Annotated in this window: 16 protein-coding genes and 1 other annotated feature; of the genes, 3 read left to right on the forward strand and 13 right to left on the reverse strand. The window is 37.5% G+C overall.

Going from position 1 to position 18,855, the window contains the following annotated elements; all coding sequences use genetic code 11:
- Nucleotides 1-483: 483 nt before the first annotated feature.
- From pepF to spxA, 4 genes are all read right to left on the reverse strand, one after another.
- On the reverse strand, nt 484-2,292 hold the full coding sequence (gene pepF / locus H9635_RS02830; RefSeq protein WP_191698622.1) for an oligoendopeptidase F: 1,809 nt from the start codon (nt 2,290-2,292) through the stop codon (nt 484-486).
- Between the two features lie 57 nt (nt 2,293-2,349).
- Nucleotides 2,350-3,588 (reverse strand): competence protein CoiA, encoded by a 1,239-nt coding sequence (locus H9635_RS02835; RefSeq protein WP_191698623.1) that lies wholly within the window; start codon nt 3,586-3,588, stop codon nt 2,350-2,352.
- A gap of 49 nt (nt 3,589-3,637) precedes the next feature.
- Nucleotides 3,638-4,291, reverse strand: a complete 654-nt coding sequence (gene mecA, locus H9635_RS02840; RefSeq protein WP_191698624.1) for an adaptor protein MecA — start codon at nt 4,289-4,291, stop codon at nt 3,638-3,640.
- A gap of 316 nt (nt 4,292-4,607) precedes the next feature.
- Entirely contained in the window at nt 4,608-5,006 is a 399-nt protein-coding gene (gene spxA / locus H9635_RS02845) for a transcriptional regulator SpxA (RefSeq protein ID WP_008403575.1), read from the reverse strand.
- A gap of 463 nt (nt 5,007-5,469) precedes the next feature.
- Nucleotides 5,470-5,696 (forward strand) — a binding site (T-box leader).
- A gap of 103 nt (nt 5,697-5,799) precedes the next feature.
- On the opposite strand from spxA, the gene trpS reads away from it, so the two are divergent.
- Complete coding sequence (gene trpS / locus H9635_RS02850; RefSeq protein WP_191698625.1) at nt 5,800-6,789, forward strand: tryptophan--tRNA ligase; 990 nt, start codon at nt 5,800-5,802, stop codon at nt 6,787-6,789.
- A gap of 244 nt (nt 6,790-7,033) precedes the next feature.
- On the opposite strand, the gene fabF is transcribed toward trpS, so the two are convergent.
- Both fabF and H9635_RS02860 read right to left on the reverse strand, forming a co-directional pair.
- Complete coding sequence (gene fabF, locus H9635_RS02855; RefSeq protein WP_191698626.1) at nt 7,034-8,278, reverse strand: beta-ketoacyl-ACP synthase II; 1,245 nt, start codon at nt 8,276-8,278, stop codon at nt 7,034-7,036.
- 22 nt (nt 8,279-8,300) lie between these two features.
- On the reverse strand, nt 8,301-9,236 hold the full coding sequence (locus H9635_RS02860; protein ID WP_191698627.1) for a beta-ketoacyl-ACP synthase III: 936 nt from the start codon (nt 9,234-9,236) through the stop codon (nt 8,301-8,303).
- Nucleotides 9,237-9,526: 290 nt separating this feature from the next.
- Here H9635_RS02860 and H9635_RS02865 point away from each other — a divergent pair, with 290 nt between their 5' ends.
- On the forward strand, nt 9,527-9,724 hold the full coding sequence (locus H9635_RS02865) for a YjzD family protein (protein ID WP_191698628.1): 198 nt from the start codon (nt 9,527-9,529) through the stop codon (nt 9,722-9,724).
- Nucleotides 9,725-9,808: 84 nt separating this feature from the next.
- Here H9635_RS02865 and H9635_RS02870 read toward each other — a convergent pair whose 3' ends face one another.
- The 3 genes from H9635_RS02870 to H9635_RS02880 all read right to left on the reverse strand — a co-directional run bounded on the left by H9635_RS02870 (nt 9,809) and on the right by H9635_RS02880 (nt 13,444).
- On the reverse strand, nt 9,809-11,938 hold the full coding sequence (locus H9635_RS02870; RefSeq protein ID WP_191698629.1) for an ATP-dependent Clp protease ATP-binding subunit: 2,130 nt from the start codon (nt 11,936-11,938) through the stop codon (nt 9,809-9,811).
- Nucleotides 11,939-12,316: 378 nt separating this feature from the next.
- Nucleotides 12,317-12,625, reverse strand: a complete 309-nt coding sequence (locus H9635_RS02875) for a metal-sulfur cluster assembly factor (RefSeq protein WP_191698752.1) — start codon at nt 12,623-12,625, stop codon at nt 12,317-12,319.
- Between the two features lie 63 nt (nt 12,626-12,688).
- On the reverse strand, nt 12,689-13,444 hold the full coding sequence (locus H9635_RS02880) for a serine aminopeptidase domain-containing protein (protein WP_191698630.1): 756 nt from the start codon (nt 13,442-13,444) through the stop codon (nt 12,689-12,691).
- 110 nt (nt 13,445-13,554) lie between these two features.
- Here H9635_RS02880 and H9635_RS02885 point away from each other — a divergent pair, with 110 nt between their 5' ends.
- Entirely contained in the window at nt 13,555-14,361 is an 807-nt protein-coding gene (locus tag H9635_RS02885; RefSeq protein WP_191698631.1) for a Cof-type HAD-IIB family hydrolase, read from the forward strand.
- 78 nt (nt 14,362-14,439) lie between these two features.
- Here H9635_RS02885 and H9635_RS02890 read toward each other — a convergent pair whose 3' ends face one another.
- The 4 genes from H9635_RS02890 to H9635_RS02905 all read right to left on the reverse strand — a co-directional run bounded on the left by H9635_RS02890 (nt 14,440) and on the right by H9635_RS02905 (nt 18,846).
- Nucleotides 14,440-15,891 (reverse strand): alpha-amylase family glycosyl hydrolase, encoded by a 1,452-nt coding sequence (locus tag H9635_RS02890; RefSeq protein WP_191698632.1) that lies wholly within the window; start codon nt 15,889-15,891, stop codon nt 14,440-14,442.
- A 261-nt stretch (nt 15,892-16,152) separates the two neighbouring features.
- Nucleotides 16,153-16,521 carry a YisL family protein gene (locus tag H9635_RS02895; RefSeq protein WP_191698633.1) on the reverse strand — a complete coding sequence of 123 codons (369 nt, stop codon included), beginning with the start codon at nt 16,519-16,521 and terminating at the stop codon, nt 16,153-16,155.
- A gap of 116 nt (nt 16,522-16,637) precedes the next feature.
- On the reverse strand, nt 16,638-17,540 hold the full coding sequence (locus tag H9635_RS02900; RefSeq protein WP_191698634.1) for a fumarylacetoacetate hydrolase family protein: 903 nt from the start codon (nt 17,538-17,540) through the stop codon (nt 16,638-16,640).
- 130 nt (nt 17,541-17,670) lie between these two features.
- Nucleotides 17,671-18,846: a DUF418 domain-containing protein gene (locus H9635_RS02905; protein ID WP_191698635.1), complete on the reverse strand. Its 1,176-nt coding sequence runs from the start codon at nt 18,844-18,846 to the stop codon at nt 17,671-17,673.
- Between the last annotated feature and the right edge of the window lie 9 nt (nt 18,847-18,855).

The following is an 18,855-nucleotide window of genomic DNA, read 5'->3' on the forward strand; positions in this document are numbered from 1 at the left end:
TTTTTTTGTCCTATAAAATAATTAAGTATAATTTCCGGGAAACGCTAATAAAGGCAGGAAAATAGTTATGTAGAATTTTGCACGGATTTAAGGAGAAGTATAAATAAAACAAAAGAGGCGCCTCTATCCTCGAGAGATAGGACGCCTCTTTTTCACAAAGGGGATGGGAGAAATGTTCACGTTCAAACAAAGGGGTGTATGTTTGTTATGTGATTTATTTCACAAATATTACTCTATCACGGAATAATATTTCTTGCAATAATTCTTTTATAATTTCACAAATTCGCCATATAGTAAGCGTTTCCATACTTACAAATTAATCATTGATTCCAAGTATGTTAAAAGCGAGTAAATCATTGGTATATAGCGCTTTTACACGTATTTATTCGAAAGAAGTTTTCGACTGTTAAAATGCGGATTAGACAGAAAATCTGTTTTCAAAAGCAAAAAACGCACCTGAAACAGATGCGTTTTCACAAACAATTAATTATTTAATAATAACTTTTCTAACTCATCTAACTTTTCTTCAAACACCTTACACGCAAGCGCGATTGGTTCTGGTGACTCCATATCTACACCTGCTGCTTTCAATACTTCAATCGGGAAGTCTGAGCAACCTGCTTTTAGGAAGTTGTTAATATAGCGCTCTACAGCTGGTTCTCCCTCTTCCAATATTTGTTTTGATAAGGCTGTTGCCGCAGATTGACCTGTTGCATATTGGTATACGTAATAGTTGTAATAGAAATGAGGAATACGTGCCCACTCAAGGCCAATTTCTTCATCAACAGTCATCGCATCACCAAAATATTGTTTGTTCAAATCATAGTAGATTGATGTTAGCTTCTCAGCTGTAATCGATTCGCCTTTTGCATCAAGCTCATGAATCATATGCTCAAATTCAGCAAACATCGTCTGACGGAACACTGTGCCGCGGAAACCATCTAGCCATTGATTTAATAAATATATTTTTTTCTTTTCATCATCTAAAGTTTTCATTAAATGATCAAATAGAAGCTCTTCATTGCATGTCGAAGCAACTTCGGCAACGAAAATTGAGTAATCAGAATATTGATATGGTTGGTTTTGACGTGAATAGTAGCTATGCATTGAGTGGCCAAATTCATGTGCCAATGTGTATAAATTGTTCACGTTATTTTGCCAATTCATTAAAACATATGGGTTTGTACCGAATGTACCTGATGAATAGGCACCACTGCGTTTCCCTTTGTTTTCTAAAACGTCAACCCAACGACTATCCAAACCTTTTTGAACAATCTCCTGATATTCCTTACCTAAAGGCGCAAAGCTTTCAACCATTGTTTTCATAGCTTCATCATATGTTACTTCCATTTTCACTTCTTTTACAAGCGGTGTAAATAGATCGTACATATGCAGCTCATCCACGCCTAACACTTGTTTACGCAGTTCCACATAGCGATGTAGTGCTGGTAAATAATCATGGATTGTTGAAATAAGCTGATCATATACTTTTTCAGGAATAAAGTTATTGCTCAATGCTGCATGACGTGCCGAATCGTAATTACGGATTTTTGCATTGGCATTATGGGCCTTCACATTCCCTGCTAAAGTTGTTGCAAATGTATTTTTATATTGACCATATGTTTTGTATACTGCTTTGAAAGCTGATTCTCGTACTTCACGATTGTCACTTTCCAGCATAGTAATGTAATTGCCGTGTGTAATTTGTACTTCTTCCCCATCTTCTCCAATAATTTTAGGGAATTCGATATCGGCATTGTTTAATGCACTAAATGTTTTGCTCGCTGAAGAAGCCACTTCCGACATTTGTGCTAACAGCTCTTCTTTTTCTGCAGATAATACGTGCGGACGGCCTAAGTTAATTTCCTTCAAGCTCTGTTTGTATAAAGCAAGCGGTTCATAGCTTTCCACATAGCTGTTTAGCGTTGCTTCATCCAATGCTAAAATTTCAGGGGTAATAAATGACCATGCAGCTCCGACATTTGTAATAACAGAACGAACGCGACCGTCCAAATCCTGATATTTGCTGTTCGTCGTGTCTTGGTCATGCTTTAAATGAGAATACACATATAATTTGTGCAGACGCTCATATAATGCATCACTAAATTGCAATGTATTGTATAAGCTTTCAGCACTGTCTGCTACTTTCCCTTTAAAATCCGAAGCTTGCTTTGATAATTGGTCTACTTCTTTCAGTTCTGCTTCCCAAGCCTCATCTGACTCGAAAATTGTTGTTAAATCCCAAGTTAAATGCTCCGGTACTTCTTCACGTGTTAAAATTTGCTTAGCCATTCATTTGCCTCCTAATATTCCGAAATTCGAAATTATAAGTCTATTTAATCAATTTCATTACTCAATTGCAACACATTCGTCGTATAGAGCTTCAAAAAGTTTATTTAAGCTCATACTTTCATGTACTTGCCCAATATTAAGCTCCCTTAATATTTTTAAATACTGTACAACAGCCGCATTCCTCTCGCTAGTTTGTTCCATGCCACTCCATTCAAAAAAATACGAAATAGCCTTTTGGTTCATCGTTTTTGGAGTAAGACTGTGACATTTCATAAAATAAAACAATTGTACTTGCCATTCTAAACAAAAGCTGTCAAAAGCATTTGTATTCATTACTGGAATCCCTAAAAAAATCGGTAAATTAGTGGTCGTTAACTGCAGTTCATATAAAGCACGTAAAAATCGATCATTAACCCCTTTTTTACTCAGCAATATACGAGGCCGCAAATATTGGTCGCGGTATTCTCTGAAGCTAATAAGGAACTGACGAAATATTTCCTTCGGGATTTTATCGGGAATGAGGAACGGAAATCGCTGTTGATGTAACGGAAGTATTTTAACAAATGCAAAGTACTGCATTTTATTGATATGAATTAAATTACTCAAATAGTAAAAGTTTTTGCTTTTTACATCATAGGTGAGGAGAAAATATTGATTGTTATACTGTTGGATAAATTGAGCATTGAAATGATTAATTGAAATTTTCATCATTCCTGATGCTTGAAATTTTTCCGGTGTATGCAATAGCCATATAGGTGTAATATTTGCCTTTAAATACCCTTTTGTCCGCTGTCGAAAAAGGTCCTGCGAGATTGGGCTGCATTGAAATTCGATGGCATATTGCCTGTCCATTTTAGAAATAAAAATATCGGGTCGTTGACGGAGGAGGGGCAAATAGGGTTCAAGCATTGGTTGCAGCTTGAGCTTTGTAAAATGTTGAAATAGCTGCTGCTTGCCTAACAAATGGGTGGTCGATTCCCGTTCCGAAAATAATGAATCGCACTTACTTTTTTTATAATGTGCAAAGTGCGGAATTTTAATCTGTCCAGCTTTCAGTAAAAGTTCCTCTTTGCACTGGGGACAATAAAACTGCCGACGTTGCTTTAATTGTTGCAGCTCCTGCTCCGAGAGCTTTGACGTTAAATGAAATAGCTGTTGTTTTTCTGTCAGTGCGACCAACAATGCCTTCCACTCCTTTTTCTCTATCGTAAGCAAATGAAGAATAGCTTTCAACTTATAATAAGTAACTAGTGGGAAAGTGACATTTTCATTAGTTATGCCCCCAAATAAGTCCAATTATATAGACAAAAAAGCCACCCTGAATAAGGTGGCTTTAACATCTTGATTATTCAAAATATGTGATGATTGTTTCAAAGCAGTCCTCTGGAATAATTGTCTCCGCGTATTCGTCCAAGCGGTGTCTCGTAACTTTGGAAGCGGATAAATATTCAGTGCATAATGCAACGACATTTTTCGCTTCTTGAATTTCCAGACTTTCTAACTCTACATATAAATAGTAGTAGTCCTCCCATTTATACAGCGCAGATTTAACTCCCAATGGGGCTGCGCGTTTTGCAAGAGGTACTAGCTCATCAATATCTTTAAATCGGAATCGTGCATTTTCAAGCGTCTGCTCTTCATCTTTGGCTGCCTTACCAATTGCATTGAAAATCGATTCTTCCATTTCGTTTAATTGATCTGCTATATGAAGGTCGTCTTCAAAAGTACCAACCATCGATGAAGTTTCGGAATCATTCCCTACAGATGCACGCGTTACAACGACTTCTAACCCACTATCAGAAGCATTAATATGAATCCAAATCGGACCATCTAAGTCGAAATAATCATCTGTATTTACTTCGCCAATGATATCCCAAAAGAGCTCTTCTCCCTTAGCGCGATTGTACCAAATTTCTTCACGCGTATAACCACGGTCTTCGATATCACTATACGTAATAAATAGTTTTAACGTATTTTCATTAATGCGTTCGATGTCCATTAGACCTCAACTCCCTTCACAGTCATTGTATAGAACGTCACTTATATTCCAAAATGCATACAATAAGGCGTTCTATTGCATCGGAACTAAGATACTTAAAAAAATGGGAAGTATCTATAACTCTATTGTATGATGGATTGGATAAAAATGAAAAGAAAAAACATTATTCAGCATAAATTATTTGAATAATTGAAATTGTATTGTACCCATCAGTTTAAATCAAGTATTAAAGAATTCCTTGTTAATATGATCTGAAATAAAAAAAAGATGCCACAATTGCACCCTAGGCAACCGTAGCATCATGAGTGTCTTTTATTTAGTTAACCATGCGTTGTGCTTCCTGAAGCTGGTAAGCACGTACTTTACGAGGTAGGAATCGACGGATTTCATCTTCGTTATAGCCGACTTGTAGACGTTTTTCGTCCAATATAATCGGTCGGCGTAAAAGACCTGGATATTCCTGTATTAACTCGTATAATCTTTGCAATGGCAATGTTTCAACATCTACATTCAATTTTTGGAAAATTTTCGATCGCGTTGAAATAATTTCATCGGTACCATCTTCTGTCATTCGTAAAATTTCCTTAATCTCACTAATTGTAAGTGGCTCCGAAAAAATATTGCGCTCTGTATATGGGATATCATGTTCCTCTAACCATGCTTTTGCTTTTCGACATGAAGTACAACTTGGTGAAGTAAATAATGTTACTAACATTGTCTCACTCCTCTCTAATTGATTTCAATTTAACTGATATATGCAGCTTCATTTCATATGGAAGCGTAAATATATAATACTTAGTTTAGAATTAATTTAATTTAAGATTCTGTTCTTATTATACATGAATACGCCATGTTTGAATACACATTGTCAACAAATAATTCAACTACCGTAATAATTTTTATTACATGTTTTTCTCTATTAAGCGCACTTTCTTTATTTTTGTGCTACAACATTTTTGTACCCTTATGCTAATAGATTTAAACTTAAAAGACAGAATGTTTTTTCTCATTTATTCAAATTTAATTGAGAACTAAACTGAGCGAAGATTTGTTGTTTCAAATAATCAGCTTGTTATTTTACTACTATTTCCACTACAATGCATTTTTATTCCTATTTCTTTCAAATAAAACAATTGCTTTCTTTTCAATATTTACGATATAATCACTTTCAAGATTATGAAAAAACGATGACGAAGAGTAGTACATTTAAAGCGAATGCCTAGAGAATCTGTGGTTGGTGCAAACAGATCATTCATTAAATGGAATGGACTTCCGAGTTAGCTTGATGAACGAACTTACATGTAGGTTTCATTAGTTTAGCTCGTTCCCTTCACGTTACGAAGAAGAGTGGCCAATTGTGGCAAGCTGGGTGGTACCGCGGATTTTAACATCATTCGTCCCTTCTATTATTTACTTAATAGAGGACGCATGATGTTTTTTTTGTCTAAAAATACTTCAAGTAATTTTGGAGAAAATCTCATTTACCCATTTTAAGGAGGAATCCCCCAATGAAAACCATCTTTTCAGGCGTACAGCCAACAGGAACAATTACTTTAGGAAACTACATCGGTGCAATTAAACAATTCCCTGCTTTACAGGACGACAATAATGCTATTTACTGCATCGTCGACCAACATGCCATTACCGTTCCACAAGATCGATTGGAATTGCGCAAAAATATCCGATCATTGGCAGCGATGTACATTGCATGCGGTATTGATCCTGAAAAATCCATTTTATTTATCCAATCCGAAGTACCTGCGCACGCACAAGCAGGATGGATGCTGCAATGTGTCGCTTCAATCGGTGAATTAGAACGCATGACACAGTTCAAAGATAAATCTACTGGAAAAGAATCCGTTTCTGCCGCACTTTTAACATACCCGCCGTTAATGGCTGCCGATATTCTTCTTTACAATACAGACATCGTGCCCGTAGGTGAAGACCAAAAGCAACATATCGAGCTTACTCGCGATTTAGCGGAACGTTTTAATAAGCGTTACAATGATGTTTTAACGATTCCTGATATTCAATTACCAAAAGAAGGTGCCCGTATCAAATCATTGCAGGAGCCGACGAAAAAAATGTCAAAATCGGATACAAATACGAAAGCAACAATTCGACTTTTGGATACACCTAAAGAGATTGAAAAGAAAATCAAATCTGCAGTAACAGATTCTGAGGGAATTGTGAAATTTGATGTTGAAAATAAGCCAGGCGTATCCAATTTGCTCATTATTGAATCTGCATTATCAGGAGTTTCAATTAAGGTTTTAGAAGAAAAATACGAAGGCAAAGGCTACGGCGATTTTAAAGCGGGTGTGGCAAAAGCTGTTATCGACCATATTGCACCTATACAAGAGCGCTATTATGCATTAATCGACTCTCCAGAACTTGATCTTATTTTAGATGAAGGAGCTGCTAAAGCGGATGCTATCGCAGCCAAAACGCTTAAGAAAATGGAGAACGCGATGGGATTAGGCCGTAAACGACGCTAACCATTCCGATTACCGCTATTACAAGCAAATACAGTTCTGCACCATGAAGGATGTACAGCATTACTGCATGCCATGAATAGCCCAATGTCCGATAGTTTAAGTATAAAATCATATTACTAATCGACATTACACAAAGCCCATAAAAAAATAGAAATAGTACGAAGCGTGTCAAAACACCATCCTTTGTACAACTATACGAAAAACGAACGGACGATAGAATTGGTCCGTTCGTTTTTTATATTCCCTATTGCTCTGTGTATTTTTTAAACAATAAACAAGCGTTATGCCCACCGAAACCTAATGAATTGCTCAGTCCATATTCCACATCAGCTTTTCTTGCTGCATTTGCAACATAGTCCAAGTCACATTCCGGATCAGGGTCATGTAAATTCATCGTCGGAGGTAAAATCCCCTCTTTTAAGGCAAGTACTGTGAAAATCGCTTCAATACCACCTGCTGCTCCTAATAAGTGACCAGTCATACTTTTTGTCGAACTCATTGCCAGCTTGTATGCATGATCGCCAAATACCGTTTTCACTGCTTGTGTTTCAAATAAATCGTTGTACGGTGTACTCGTACCGTGTGCATTAATGTATCCTACTTGCTCTGGAGAGACATTCGCATCATCCAACGCCATTTTCATTGCTCGCGCAGCCCCTTCACCATTTGGAGCTGGTGCTGTAATATGATGGGCATCTCCTGTCGAACCATAGCCAACTACTTCTCCATAAATTTTCGCGCCACGTGCTTTTGCATGTTCATATTCTTCCAGAATTAATATACCTGCCCCTTCGCCAATAACGAAGCCATCACGATTTTTATCAAATGGACGTGATGCTGTCGCAGTGTCCGGGTTTAAAGATAATGCAGTGTTTGCACAAAAGCCGGCAACCGCCATTGTTACAATTGGTGCTTCCGTTCCTCCTGTAATCATTACATCCGCATCCCCGCGTTCAATTACTTTGAAAGCGTCTCCGATTGAATTTGTTCCTGAAGCACAGGCTGTAACAGAACATGAATTAACTCCCTTTGCTCCTAAATAAATTGATACTTGGCCTGAAGCCATATCAGGAATCATCATTGGTACGAAGAACGGACTTACTCGGCGAACACCGCGCTCTTGGAATGTCAAAAATTGCTGTTCATGTGTTTCCATTCCACCAATTCCCGAGCCAATCCATACTCCAACACGAGGAGCCATTTCTTCTGTAATCGTAAGGTTAGCATCTTTTGCAGCCATCATTGAAGCAGCTAGTGCGTAATGGGTAAAGCGATCCATTTTTCGTGCTTCTTTTTTCTCAATATAATCTTCTATATTAAAATCTTTTACCTCCGCTGCAACAGATACCGGAAATTTACTCGTATCTACACGCGTTAGTGGTCCAATTCCTGATTTTCCTGCTAATACATTATCCCATGATTGCTCTGCATTGTTACCTACTGGCGTTACTGCGCCGATTCCTGTTACAACAACTCTTCTTTTCTCCATCATTTAACACCCTTCTCTTTCTTTATTTTCCCCATTTTAATGCGAGTGCCCCCCAAGTAAGCCCTCCACCAAAACCAACTAATACAACGATATCATCGTCCTTTATTTTCCCCTCAGCCAAATCGTCGACAATCGAGATACCAATTGATGCAGCCGATGTATTACCGTATTTCTGAATCGTTTTCGACATTTTTTCTTCCGGTAGTCCTAGACGCTCTCTAGCAGCCTCCATAATGCGGATATTCGCCTGGTGCGGTACGAGGTAATCTACATCTCCCTTCGTTAATCCAGCCTTCTCCAGTACATTGACTGCGGACTCCCCCATTTGACGAACTGCAAACTTAAATACTTCACGACCATTCATCGAAATGTGATTTTCTGGATTTAAATATAAATGTTTTCCACCAGTTCCATCCGCCCCAAGTTCATATGCCAATATGCCGCGCCCTTCAGAAACTTTACCAATTACAGCTGCACTTGCACCGTCACCAAATAAGACAGCTGTGTTACGATCTTTCCAATCAGTTATTTTCGATAATTTTTCAACACCTACTACTAGTATATATTCATAACTATTACTCTCAATAAATTGTTTTGCTATTGCCGTCCCGTAAATAAAGCCTGAACACGCAGCAGAAATGTCCATTGCACCACAACCCGAAATACCAAGACGTTCTTGTATTTGGCAAGCTACACTTGGAAAGTTTTGATCTTGAGTAACCGTTGCGACAATGATTAATCCCACTTCATCTGCTGTAATACCGGCATTTTGAATTGCTTGTTGTGCCGCTTTATAGGCTAAATCTGATGTTTCCTCATTCTCTGCGATATATCGATTTCCAATACCTGTCCGCGAACGAATCCATTCATCCGATGTATCTAAAAATTGTTCAATTTCCGAATTTGACAAAGCTTTTTCCGGAATATACTTGCCCATGCCAATTATACCAGCATTCATATATTATCCCCCTTGTTTTCAAACATATCCAACCCAATCCTTCTGCTGAATAACATAAAATAATCACTAAATATTAGTATCTGGTACTAATTATAAAGTATAAGTATTTTGAAAACAATTAAAATTTATAGAAAAGACAATAGCTATGTTTTTACCCTACCAAATTTTCACTTTATGACATCTTGGCGAAAAATTGTATTCCCCCTTTTATTTTCATGAAGGCTTGTGGTATGATATTGAAGATGTAATTTCAAAATAACGATATAAATAAGTTCAATGAGGTGAAATTGATGCAATATATTATTACTTTCTTTTGGTCATTCCTTTTAGTAACAATGACTAACTATGTAGTAAGTTCTGTATTAGGTGTAAACTTTAATTTCATGAATGGCGTAATCGTATCATTAGTATTCAGCGTATTAGTACTTATTATCGCTGCAATCATTCCAAACGAATCAACTCCAGACATGGAAGCAGAGCAACATTAATAGATGACAAGGGGCTGTCCGGTATTATACTGGACAGCCCCTTGTCATTTTATTTAATTTCGTATTGCAACCTTTTTGGAAATTCTACTTCTGGGAAATCACCAGTTCATCATTTTCCAGCATAATTTCCAGCACACCACCGGCTGTTACTACTCCTTTTAATAGTTCTCGCGCAACAATTGTTTCCAAGTGGCGCTGAACGAAGCGTTTTAATGGACGTGCACCATATTGAGGATCAATGCCATGTTCTACAATCCAATCCACTACTTCCTTACGTACATGCAATGTAATTTCCTGTTCTGCAACTCTTTCCTGGAGCTGCTTTACATATTTCCAGGCAATTGCATGGAAGTGTTCTTCCGACAATGCATGGAAAATAATAATATCGTCCATTCGATTTAATAACTCCGGCTTAAAGTGCTGACGTAAAGCCGCCTGTACAAGCTTCTCGGAATCATCAGACGCCTCCAGTAAAAATTGTGACCCAATATTAGACGTTAAAATAACAACCGTATTCGTAAAGTTTACTACTCTGCCCTGGCTATCGGTAATTCGACCATCATCCAACAATTGCAGTAAAATATTTGCTACATCTGGATGTGCCTTTTCAATTTCATCTAATAGAACTACTGAATACGGATTACGGCGTACTGCCTCTGTTAGCTGTCCGCCTTCCTCATAACCGACATAACCAGGTGGTGCTCCGACAAGTCGGGATACAGAATGCTTCTCCATATACTCACTCATATCGATGCGGATAAAATGGTCTTCCGAATCAAATAATTGTTCTGCTAATGCTTTTGCCAATTCTGTTTTACCGACACCTGTTGGCCCTAGGAATAGGAAGCTTCCAATTGGCTTATTAGGATCCTTAATACCGGATCGGGCACGCCATACTGCCTCTGCTACATATGTGACTGCATCATCTTGTCCAACAACACGGTCATGTAATGTGTCTTTTAATCGCAATAACTTTTCACGTTCCCCTTCGACAAGCTTCGTTACCGGAATACCTGTCCAGCGGGATATAATTTTTGCAATTTCATCTTCCGTTACTTCTTCACGCAGCATACGATTGCCTTCCGAATCTTTAAGCTGCTTTTCCAATTCTCCAAGCTCTTTCTCCAGTTGTGGAATTATACTGTATTGCAGTTCACTTGCCCGCGCTAAATTGTTGCCGGACACGAACAGTTGATCACGTTCTGCTTCATATTTTTTCAGTTTGTCCTTTTTATCTCGTACAATTTGCAAACCGTTTTTCTCAAGTTCCCATTGTTCTTTCATCGATTGCATTGAAGCTTCTAAAGTATCGATTTCATTCGTAAGGATATCCAGGCGTTTTTTACTCGCATCATCCTTCTCTTTCTTCAATGCTTGTTGTTCAATTTTAAGCTGAGTAAGTCGGCGTGTTAATTGGTCAAGTTCCTGCGGCATTGAATCGATTTCAATTCGAATCATGGCACATGCCTCATCAACTAAATCTATAGCTTTGTCCGGTAAAAAACGGTCTGTAACATAGCGATTGGCTAGTTGTGCTGCTGCAATAATGGCGCGGTCATGAATACGAACACCACGATGATGCTCTTCAAAACGGTCTTTAATACCACGTAGAATGGATACTGTGTCCTCAATAGACGGTTCACGTACTAGAACTTGCTGGAATCGACGTTCCAAAGCAGGATCCTTTTCAATATACATACGATATTCATCCAATGTCGTTGCACCGATACAATGCAATTCCCCGCGCGCAAGCATCGGTTTGAGCATATTTCCTGCGTCCATGGCACCATCACTTTTTCCGGCACCTACAATTGTATGAATTTCATCGATAAATAAAATGATACTTCCATCTGAATCTTTCACTTGCTTTAACACGGATTTCAAACGTTCTTCAAATTGACCACGATAAGAAGCGCCGGCGATGAGCGCACTCATGTCCAACTCATATAACTGCGCATCCTTTAATCCTTCTGGCACATCCTGTCTTACTATCCGTTGAGCCAAGCCTTCGACAATAGCTGTCTTCCCAACACCTGGTTCGCCAATTAATACAGGGTTATTTTTTGTTTTGCGCGATAAAATCCGGATAACATTGCGAATTTCTTCATCACGTCCAATAACCGGGTCCATCTTGCCATTTTTTACTTGTTCAATTAAATTACGTCCAAATTGCTCTAAAGGCGGACGGTTGTCTTGAGTTTGGTTAAATTGCATATATTGCATCCTCCCGATAGTTTGACCTTTACTGACTAATTTTATTATAGGTCAAAATTAGTCAACTCACAAATTTTTACACTCCCTTTTTAGGTACGTTCTTATATTTTTGTATACTCGATAAAATATACCTTAATAATTAAGTAAAACGAAATAACGACTCATATGTGTGTAACAAATGGCATTTTAGCCTTAATATTTTAGAAAAGCATTTCATTAATAATTATTTGATATTAAACACATATTTAAACTGGATTCCAATGGAAAAATAAAAAATTACCTTCGACTATCGTTATAGTGAATAATACGGACTTTTTAATCTTAACCTAAAAAAAACGATTATTTTGCTTCTGCAAAATAATCGTTTTAATATTTTTATTAACGGATACCTAAAGCCATTTTTGCATAGCGTGACATATTGTCCTTAGACCATGCCGGTTGCCATACGATATCTACCTTTACCTCTTTTACTTCCGGTAATTCACTTAAAGCTGTCGTTACTTGGTCAACGATTACTGGTGCAAGTGGACAACCCATTGATGTTAATGTCATTGTAACAATCGCTAAGCCCTCTTCTGTTAAATCCACTTCATATACTAAACCTAAGTTGACAATATCGATGCCTAGCTCAGGGTCAATTACGTTTTCCAATGCTCCGTACATGCTGTCTTTCATATCTTGATCAATTGCCATTTTTTTTATTTCCCCTTTCGACATAGTGTTATCGTCTATCATAGCAGAACGAATGCTTTATGCCAAACGTTGTGCAATGAAATCCGTCACTTGTAAAATACCATTTCTTGAAACGGCATGTCCTGCTTTTGGCTCTGCGATATATTGAATATCCGCCGCCTTTCCTTCTTTTTCAAGTTGTTCATAAAAAGGGCGACTCATACTAAATGGAACGACCGTATCTTTTTCACCATGCCAAAATATTATTGGCTTGTTTGACCACAATGATTCATGTTTTTCCATATCATATTTGCCGAGCATATCGAACAAAGCACTTTGCTGATCTTCAGATATTGGAAGTTGAACACCCTTTTGCTTCAGTTCCTCAACTTGATGAAGCGCGACCCTCGTGTAGCTCGTTGTCCCCATACAAATACCAGCAGCCTGAATCCACGGATAAATAGTTAAGCAACCCGATGTTACAATGCCACCCATTGACGTTCCAGCAACGCCTATTTTGTCGCCTACCATTTTTTTTAGTTTCAATTCTTCATAAAGCGTATGTACTTCTTCAATCGATTTTAAAACAATTTTCCAAAAGTTATAGTTCATCTGTTCATCCGTTAAATAATCTGATCGTTCTCCATGCATGATTGCATCAGGCAGTATAACTCGGATACCTTTTTGCACAAACTGATACGCATAATGAAGATTATGTTCCTTTGCACTTAAGAACCCATGTAAAAAAATAACGACGGGTGTATGTTCGTCCATCGTTTCATCATACACATGCAATAATGGAATAGATTTCCACAACTCTTGCTTAACAATCATTTTTCTCACCTCGCCTTAACCTTATCAAAACTTCACGATTGTTTCAAAACTTTGACGAATGTTAATTTTTCACGTTACAATAATACCCATGCTAAAGGAGGCTTATTCTCATGAACGAACATTTAATAGTATTGGATTTAGACGGAACATTATTGACGGATGATAAGAAGATTTCCTCCCTTACAAAGGAAACACTGTTTAAGGCAAAGCAAGCGGGACATCAAGTAATGATCGCGACAGGACGTCCTTTCCGGGCTAGTCTTCCCTATTATAAAGAATTGGAGTTAACGACACCTATTGTCAATTTTAACGGTGCACTTATTCACCATCCAAAAAACCCCATGTGGAAAACAATCCATACACCTGTGGATTTAAGTGTAGTCCACGATGTTGTTGAATCAGTCCATAAATATGAATATGATAATTTAATCGCTGAAGTAATGGATGATGTATATCTCCATCGTGAGGATGAAAAAGTACACGAAATGTTTAATATGGGCAGCCCTAATATTTTAATGGGTGATCTCAAGCAGACATTAAAGGAAAATCCGACGAGTTTATTGATTCAGGCAGATGATGTAAATACGCCGATTATCCGCAAACATTTGCAGGATGTGCATGCCGAGCTGATCGAGCATCGACGCTGGGGTGCACCTTTCCCGATTATTGAAATTGTGCATAAAGGGTTAAGTAAAGCAATTGGTATTGACTTCATTTCAAAAGAAATGGGCATCCCACGTGAGCGGATCATTGCATTTGGCGACGAGGACAATGACTTTGAAATGATTGATTATGCCGGAATTGGTGTAGCAATGAGTAATGGAATTGATGATTTAAAAAATATCGCCAACGAAATTACGTTATCTAATAATGAAGATGGTATTGCAAAATTTTTGCATGACCGATTAAAACTGTAGGATACGTTACCGAATTAAGTCCAATTATTAAAAATAGCCCGGAAAAGCGATGTATTCACTTTTCCGGGCTATTTCATTTTATTTTGCTGAATTGGCGCGGCGTTGTTTCCCACGTTTCATAATGACAATCATGAATGCCGTATAAAGTACAACAACTAGTCCAAGTGCCACAATATAAGAAGTATTAATTCCTCGCGCATCGATGACCTGATACACCTCAACCATTTCACGGTCTAAAATGATAGTATAGTTATTATCTTTATTTTCACGAATGATTTCACTATTGAACATCCCACGGATTTCTTTTCCTTCCCCCAGCTCTGCTACCGGGATATGGACACGTTTTGTTTTACTGCTATTGTTAATTACAACTATCCACGTTTCCGTATCAGATTTCCGCTCAAATACGATAAAGCCATCTTCATTTTCAAGCCACTTAAATTCACCATTACGTAATGTCTCTGAATCATTTCGTAAAGATTGAAGCTTTCCAACATAATCTGCCAGTTCTGAATCTGTCTTAAAATTATAGTATTGATGCGCCTCTTCACCGGCAGTACCATTCATTGCAATTTCAGATCCGTATTGAACGACTGGCACACCCGGCAATAATAGTGTGCTTGCAATCGAAATTTTACTGCGTGTTGGAGGGTACATCCCTTCAGCCGTTGCAGCTAAAGTAAAACGGTCAGACCAAATTGTATCGGTCATTGTCAAAACAGGTGTGTCCGATAATGTCTCTTCAATATATGGTTCCAACACTGAAGTATCCAAATCAACATTTTTAAAGGAATTTGTATATTTTGATGCGACATCATTATAGAATTTCGCATCAAAATTCGCATCACTTTCTGCATTTGCAATTACATAGGCACCAGTAGCCTTTAATTGCTCAATCATGCGATTTAAAAATGCTGTATCCACTTGTTCAATATTCGTTAGACGAACGCCATCCAGTCCGTATGTATCCACAAATTGTACAGCACTGTCGATAATTTCGTTTTGTACTTCTTCATTAGTTAAATCCCACTGTATTTTCCCATCATTTGTACTCCCCACAAACCCTTGCTTTTCTGCAAGTTCATGGTTTGGACTAACATCTGTAATAGGGAAATCAGCCATTATTTTCATCTCACGCTTTTGGTATGAACCTACCATTTTCTTAAATTCATCAGCTGTACCAAAACGAGGGTCTAATAGTGTATAGCTTGTCGGCATCGAACCGTCATATTTTTCTGTTGCAAAAACTGAGCCTACTGAAAGCATTGTATAGCCCATATTCGTCACATAATCAATCTTTTTTAAGACACCATCGAAATCTCCACCCGCAAACATTGTCGGGTCTTGGGCATTTACAGTATGATCATCGTTTTTACCTGTTCCATTAAAAAAGCGGTCCACTAAAATGTCATATATACTTTCATCTGCAATTGTACGATTTTCTTCAGCATTTGCTAATGATGCAAATGACAATGAAGTCGAAAGCACTACACCTGCAGTAAGTGCACTAAGCCATTTATTAAATCTCAATTTATTTCCCTCTCTTTCACATACAATCCAACGTCATTTTACCAAAAAACCTATACACGTAGCTATGATAACAAAAGTTATTTGTAGGAAATGCAACAAATACGTGACAAAAATGTGTATGAATTAAAGAATAGCAAATCATATTACCTTTTATACAGGTGGTGGATAAAATAGAGGAGAATGAATGATGGGAAATATAGAGTTGAATAAATTAAAAAGTGTGCAAAAAGTTAAATTCACTTTTTGCACACCATGCTTTTATTAGAAGTTAATACCGATACCCATGCTCATACCTAAGTATAATGTAATTAGTAAAACGATACCGAATAGTACCCAGAACATATTAACAGACTTGCCTTTGTTTTTACGCACTAATACCATTTCCATGAATGCGATTACTAAAATACCAAATAACACTTTCATATCATAGTTCATGCCGCTTTCAGCGATTTTATCACGCCATTCTAAGAATAATGCCAGACCAGTAATGATAACTAAAATATACATTACACGTAAAGTCATGTGAACAGCTGTTAGTTTTTTGCCTGCTAATGCAGCTACAAAAAATAGGATTAATGTGATTGCCCATGCTGTAATGTGCAAGTGTGTTGAACTTGATAAGAAATCCATGAATTTTCCACCTCTTCTATTTATTATCTACACGAAATATCCTACCATGCTAGCATGTATAAATTCAATGGATTCGTCCAAGTAACAATAGAAAAGGTCATAATAAATGAATTATATTAAACAAATCGGTTTGCCAGAGTCCCAATGCCTTCAATCGAAACTTTTACCTCATCACCGGCTTTTAAAAATTTAGGTGGATTCATTGCTTTTCCAACTCCTGCTGGCGTGCCTGTTAAAATAACATCGCCTGGCTCCAGCGTTACAGATTTAGAAATGATCTCAATAATGTCCGAGACGGTAAACATCATATCTTTTGTCGAACCGTTTTGACGAACTTCCCCATTCACCTTCGTTACAATTGTTAATGTATGAGGATCTGGAATTTCATCTTTTGTAACTAAATATGGACCCATAGGACAGCTGCCTTCCAAGCTTTTTCCTAGGAAATATTGTTTATGTTTTTCTTGTAAATCACGCGCTGTAATATCATTTGCAATTGTATAGCCAAATACGTAATCATACGCCATTGCTTTAGGAATATTTTTGCCTTGTTTACCGATTACAATCGCCAATTCTCCTTCATAATCAAGAGAATCCGTAAATTCTGCATGAACGGATAATGTCGATTCATCCGACGCAATTGCAGTTGGGGATTTAGTGAATACAACCATATCTTCCGGTGCTTTATCTGCACCCATTTCAACTGCATGGTCATTATAATTCTTGCCGACACACATTATATTTTTCGGTGTACGAGGAACCGGCGACAACCATTCTATATTAGAATATGCTAATTTGAATTTAGCACCATTTTCATGCTTTTGTGCTGCCTCTACTAATTTACGAACTTGCTCAACAAATTCATAGCCGTGTGCTATCCCGTCGATAATTGTTTCTGGAAAGTCTTTTAGTACATTGAGTTGTTTTTGAATTTCGACAACATCCCATACTGCCTCTTCTTTTTTCACTTTAGGGCCAAACTTTACTTGTTCGTTTACTTTAAATGATAACAATTTCATAACGTGGAGCACTCCTTCTGTTTTTTTACATCATACATTAAAAATAAAATAATTGCCTTACTTTTCTGACAAAATAATATTATTCTGTAAAACTAAGCTTTCTTTCTATAAATTTACATAATAATAGGTTTTATTTCCGAGAAGCAAACTTGCCATAAGTTATTTTTTTTAGTAATGCTTCCAGTGGTCCTTGTTTAAATCTTGAAAAATATAGTTCTGCAAATAATACTTGAATGACGAAGATTCCAATTGCCATATAAATACCCATTTGCACATCCACTTTTCCATAAAGACCGAAGCCCCATTTATAAAACAGCACCGTACAAATAACAGATTGCATAATGTAAAGAGTCAGCGACATACGTCCCGCCGTAGCGATTGGAGAGAAAAGCTTCACAACGAACGGTAGCTGCGTTAACAATGTTACAACCGCTATATAGCCGATTGCTAAAATAGGACCGCCAATATAGACTTGTAAATACTCATTACCAATCGTTTGAGCTCCGGCAATCGGCAGGCTTTTCACATACAGTCCGCCAGCCACACCAATTAACGCCAAAACAAACCATAAAACAATTTTTTCTTTTGCCCGTTCGATAAGACGCCATTTTGCAAGAGCAGCACCAAATAACATATAAGGCAAAATCGTAAATAATGAGGACATCCACATAAATATACTCATTTGTATTGCCAAATCATCGAGACGCTGCATAAATGCATCTGTCCAACTACCAATACCATAAGCTGTCACTGCACTTTGAATCGCATCAATATTTACAGATATTGAATCTGTAGATGTTGTAAAAAGGCCAGCCATTGCATACAAACTTAAATTAAATCCATGATATAAAGCATTTACAGCAATTGCTACTAGTAAAAGCCAAATTGCCGGCAGGCGGATAAGTGCAATTAAAAACACACCACAAAATGCATACATTGCTAAAATATCGCCCCACCAAATCAGAATGGCATGGAACATACCAATGCAGAAGATTAGCAAGAGACGTTTCGGAGCAAATTGATAAAAATTAATGCCCCTTTCTTTTGCTTTTACATACTGCATTGCTAAACCATACCCGAAAAGCATAGAAAATAACGGATAAAAACTACTTTGAACATATATATCCAAAAGCTGGTGAAGTACAATATCCTGCACTTCACTAAACCAGCTGCTTAAATCCGCAATATGTGGCATCGGTAAATAAAAGCCAAACATATTTACTAATAGAATGCCGAGCAAACTAAATCCTCGTAAAATATCAAGCGTTGCTATACGCTCATTCGTACCTACTGGGCGAAAATCCACCTTTTATCC

Source organism: Solibacillus faecavium (assembly GCF_014836905.1).
GTDB classification, from domain to species: domain Bacteria; phylum Bacillota; class Bacilli; order Bacillales_A; family Planococcaceae; genus Solibacillus; species Solibacillus faecavium.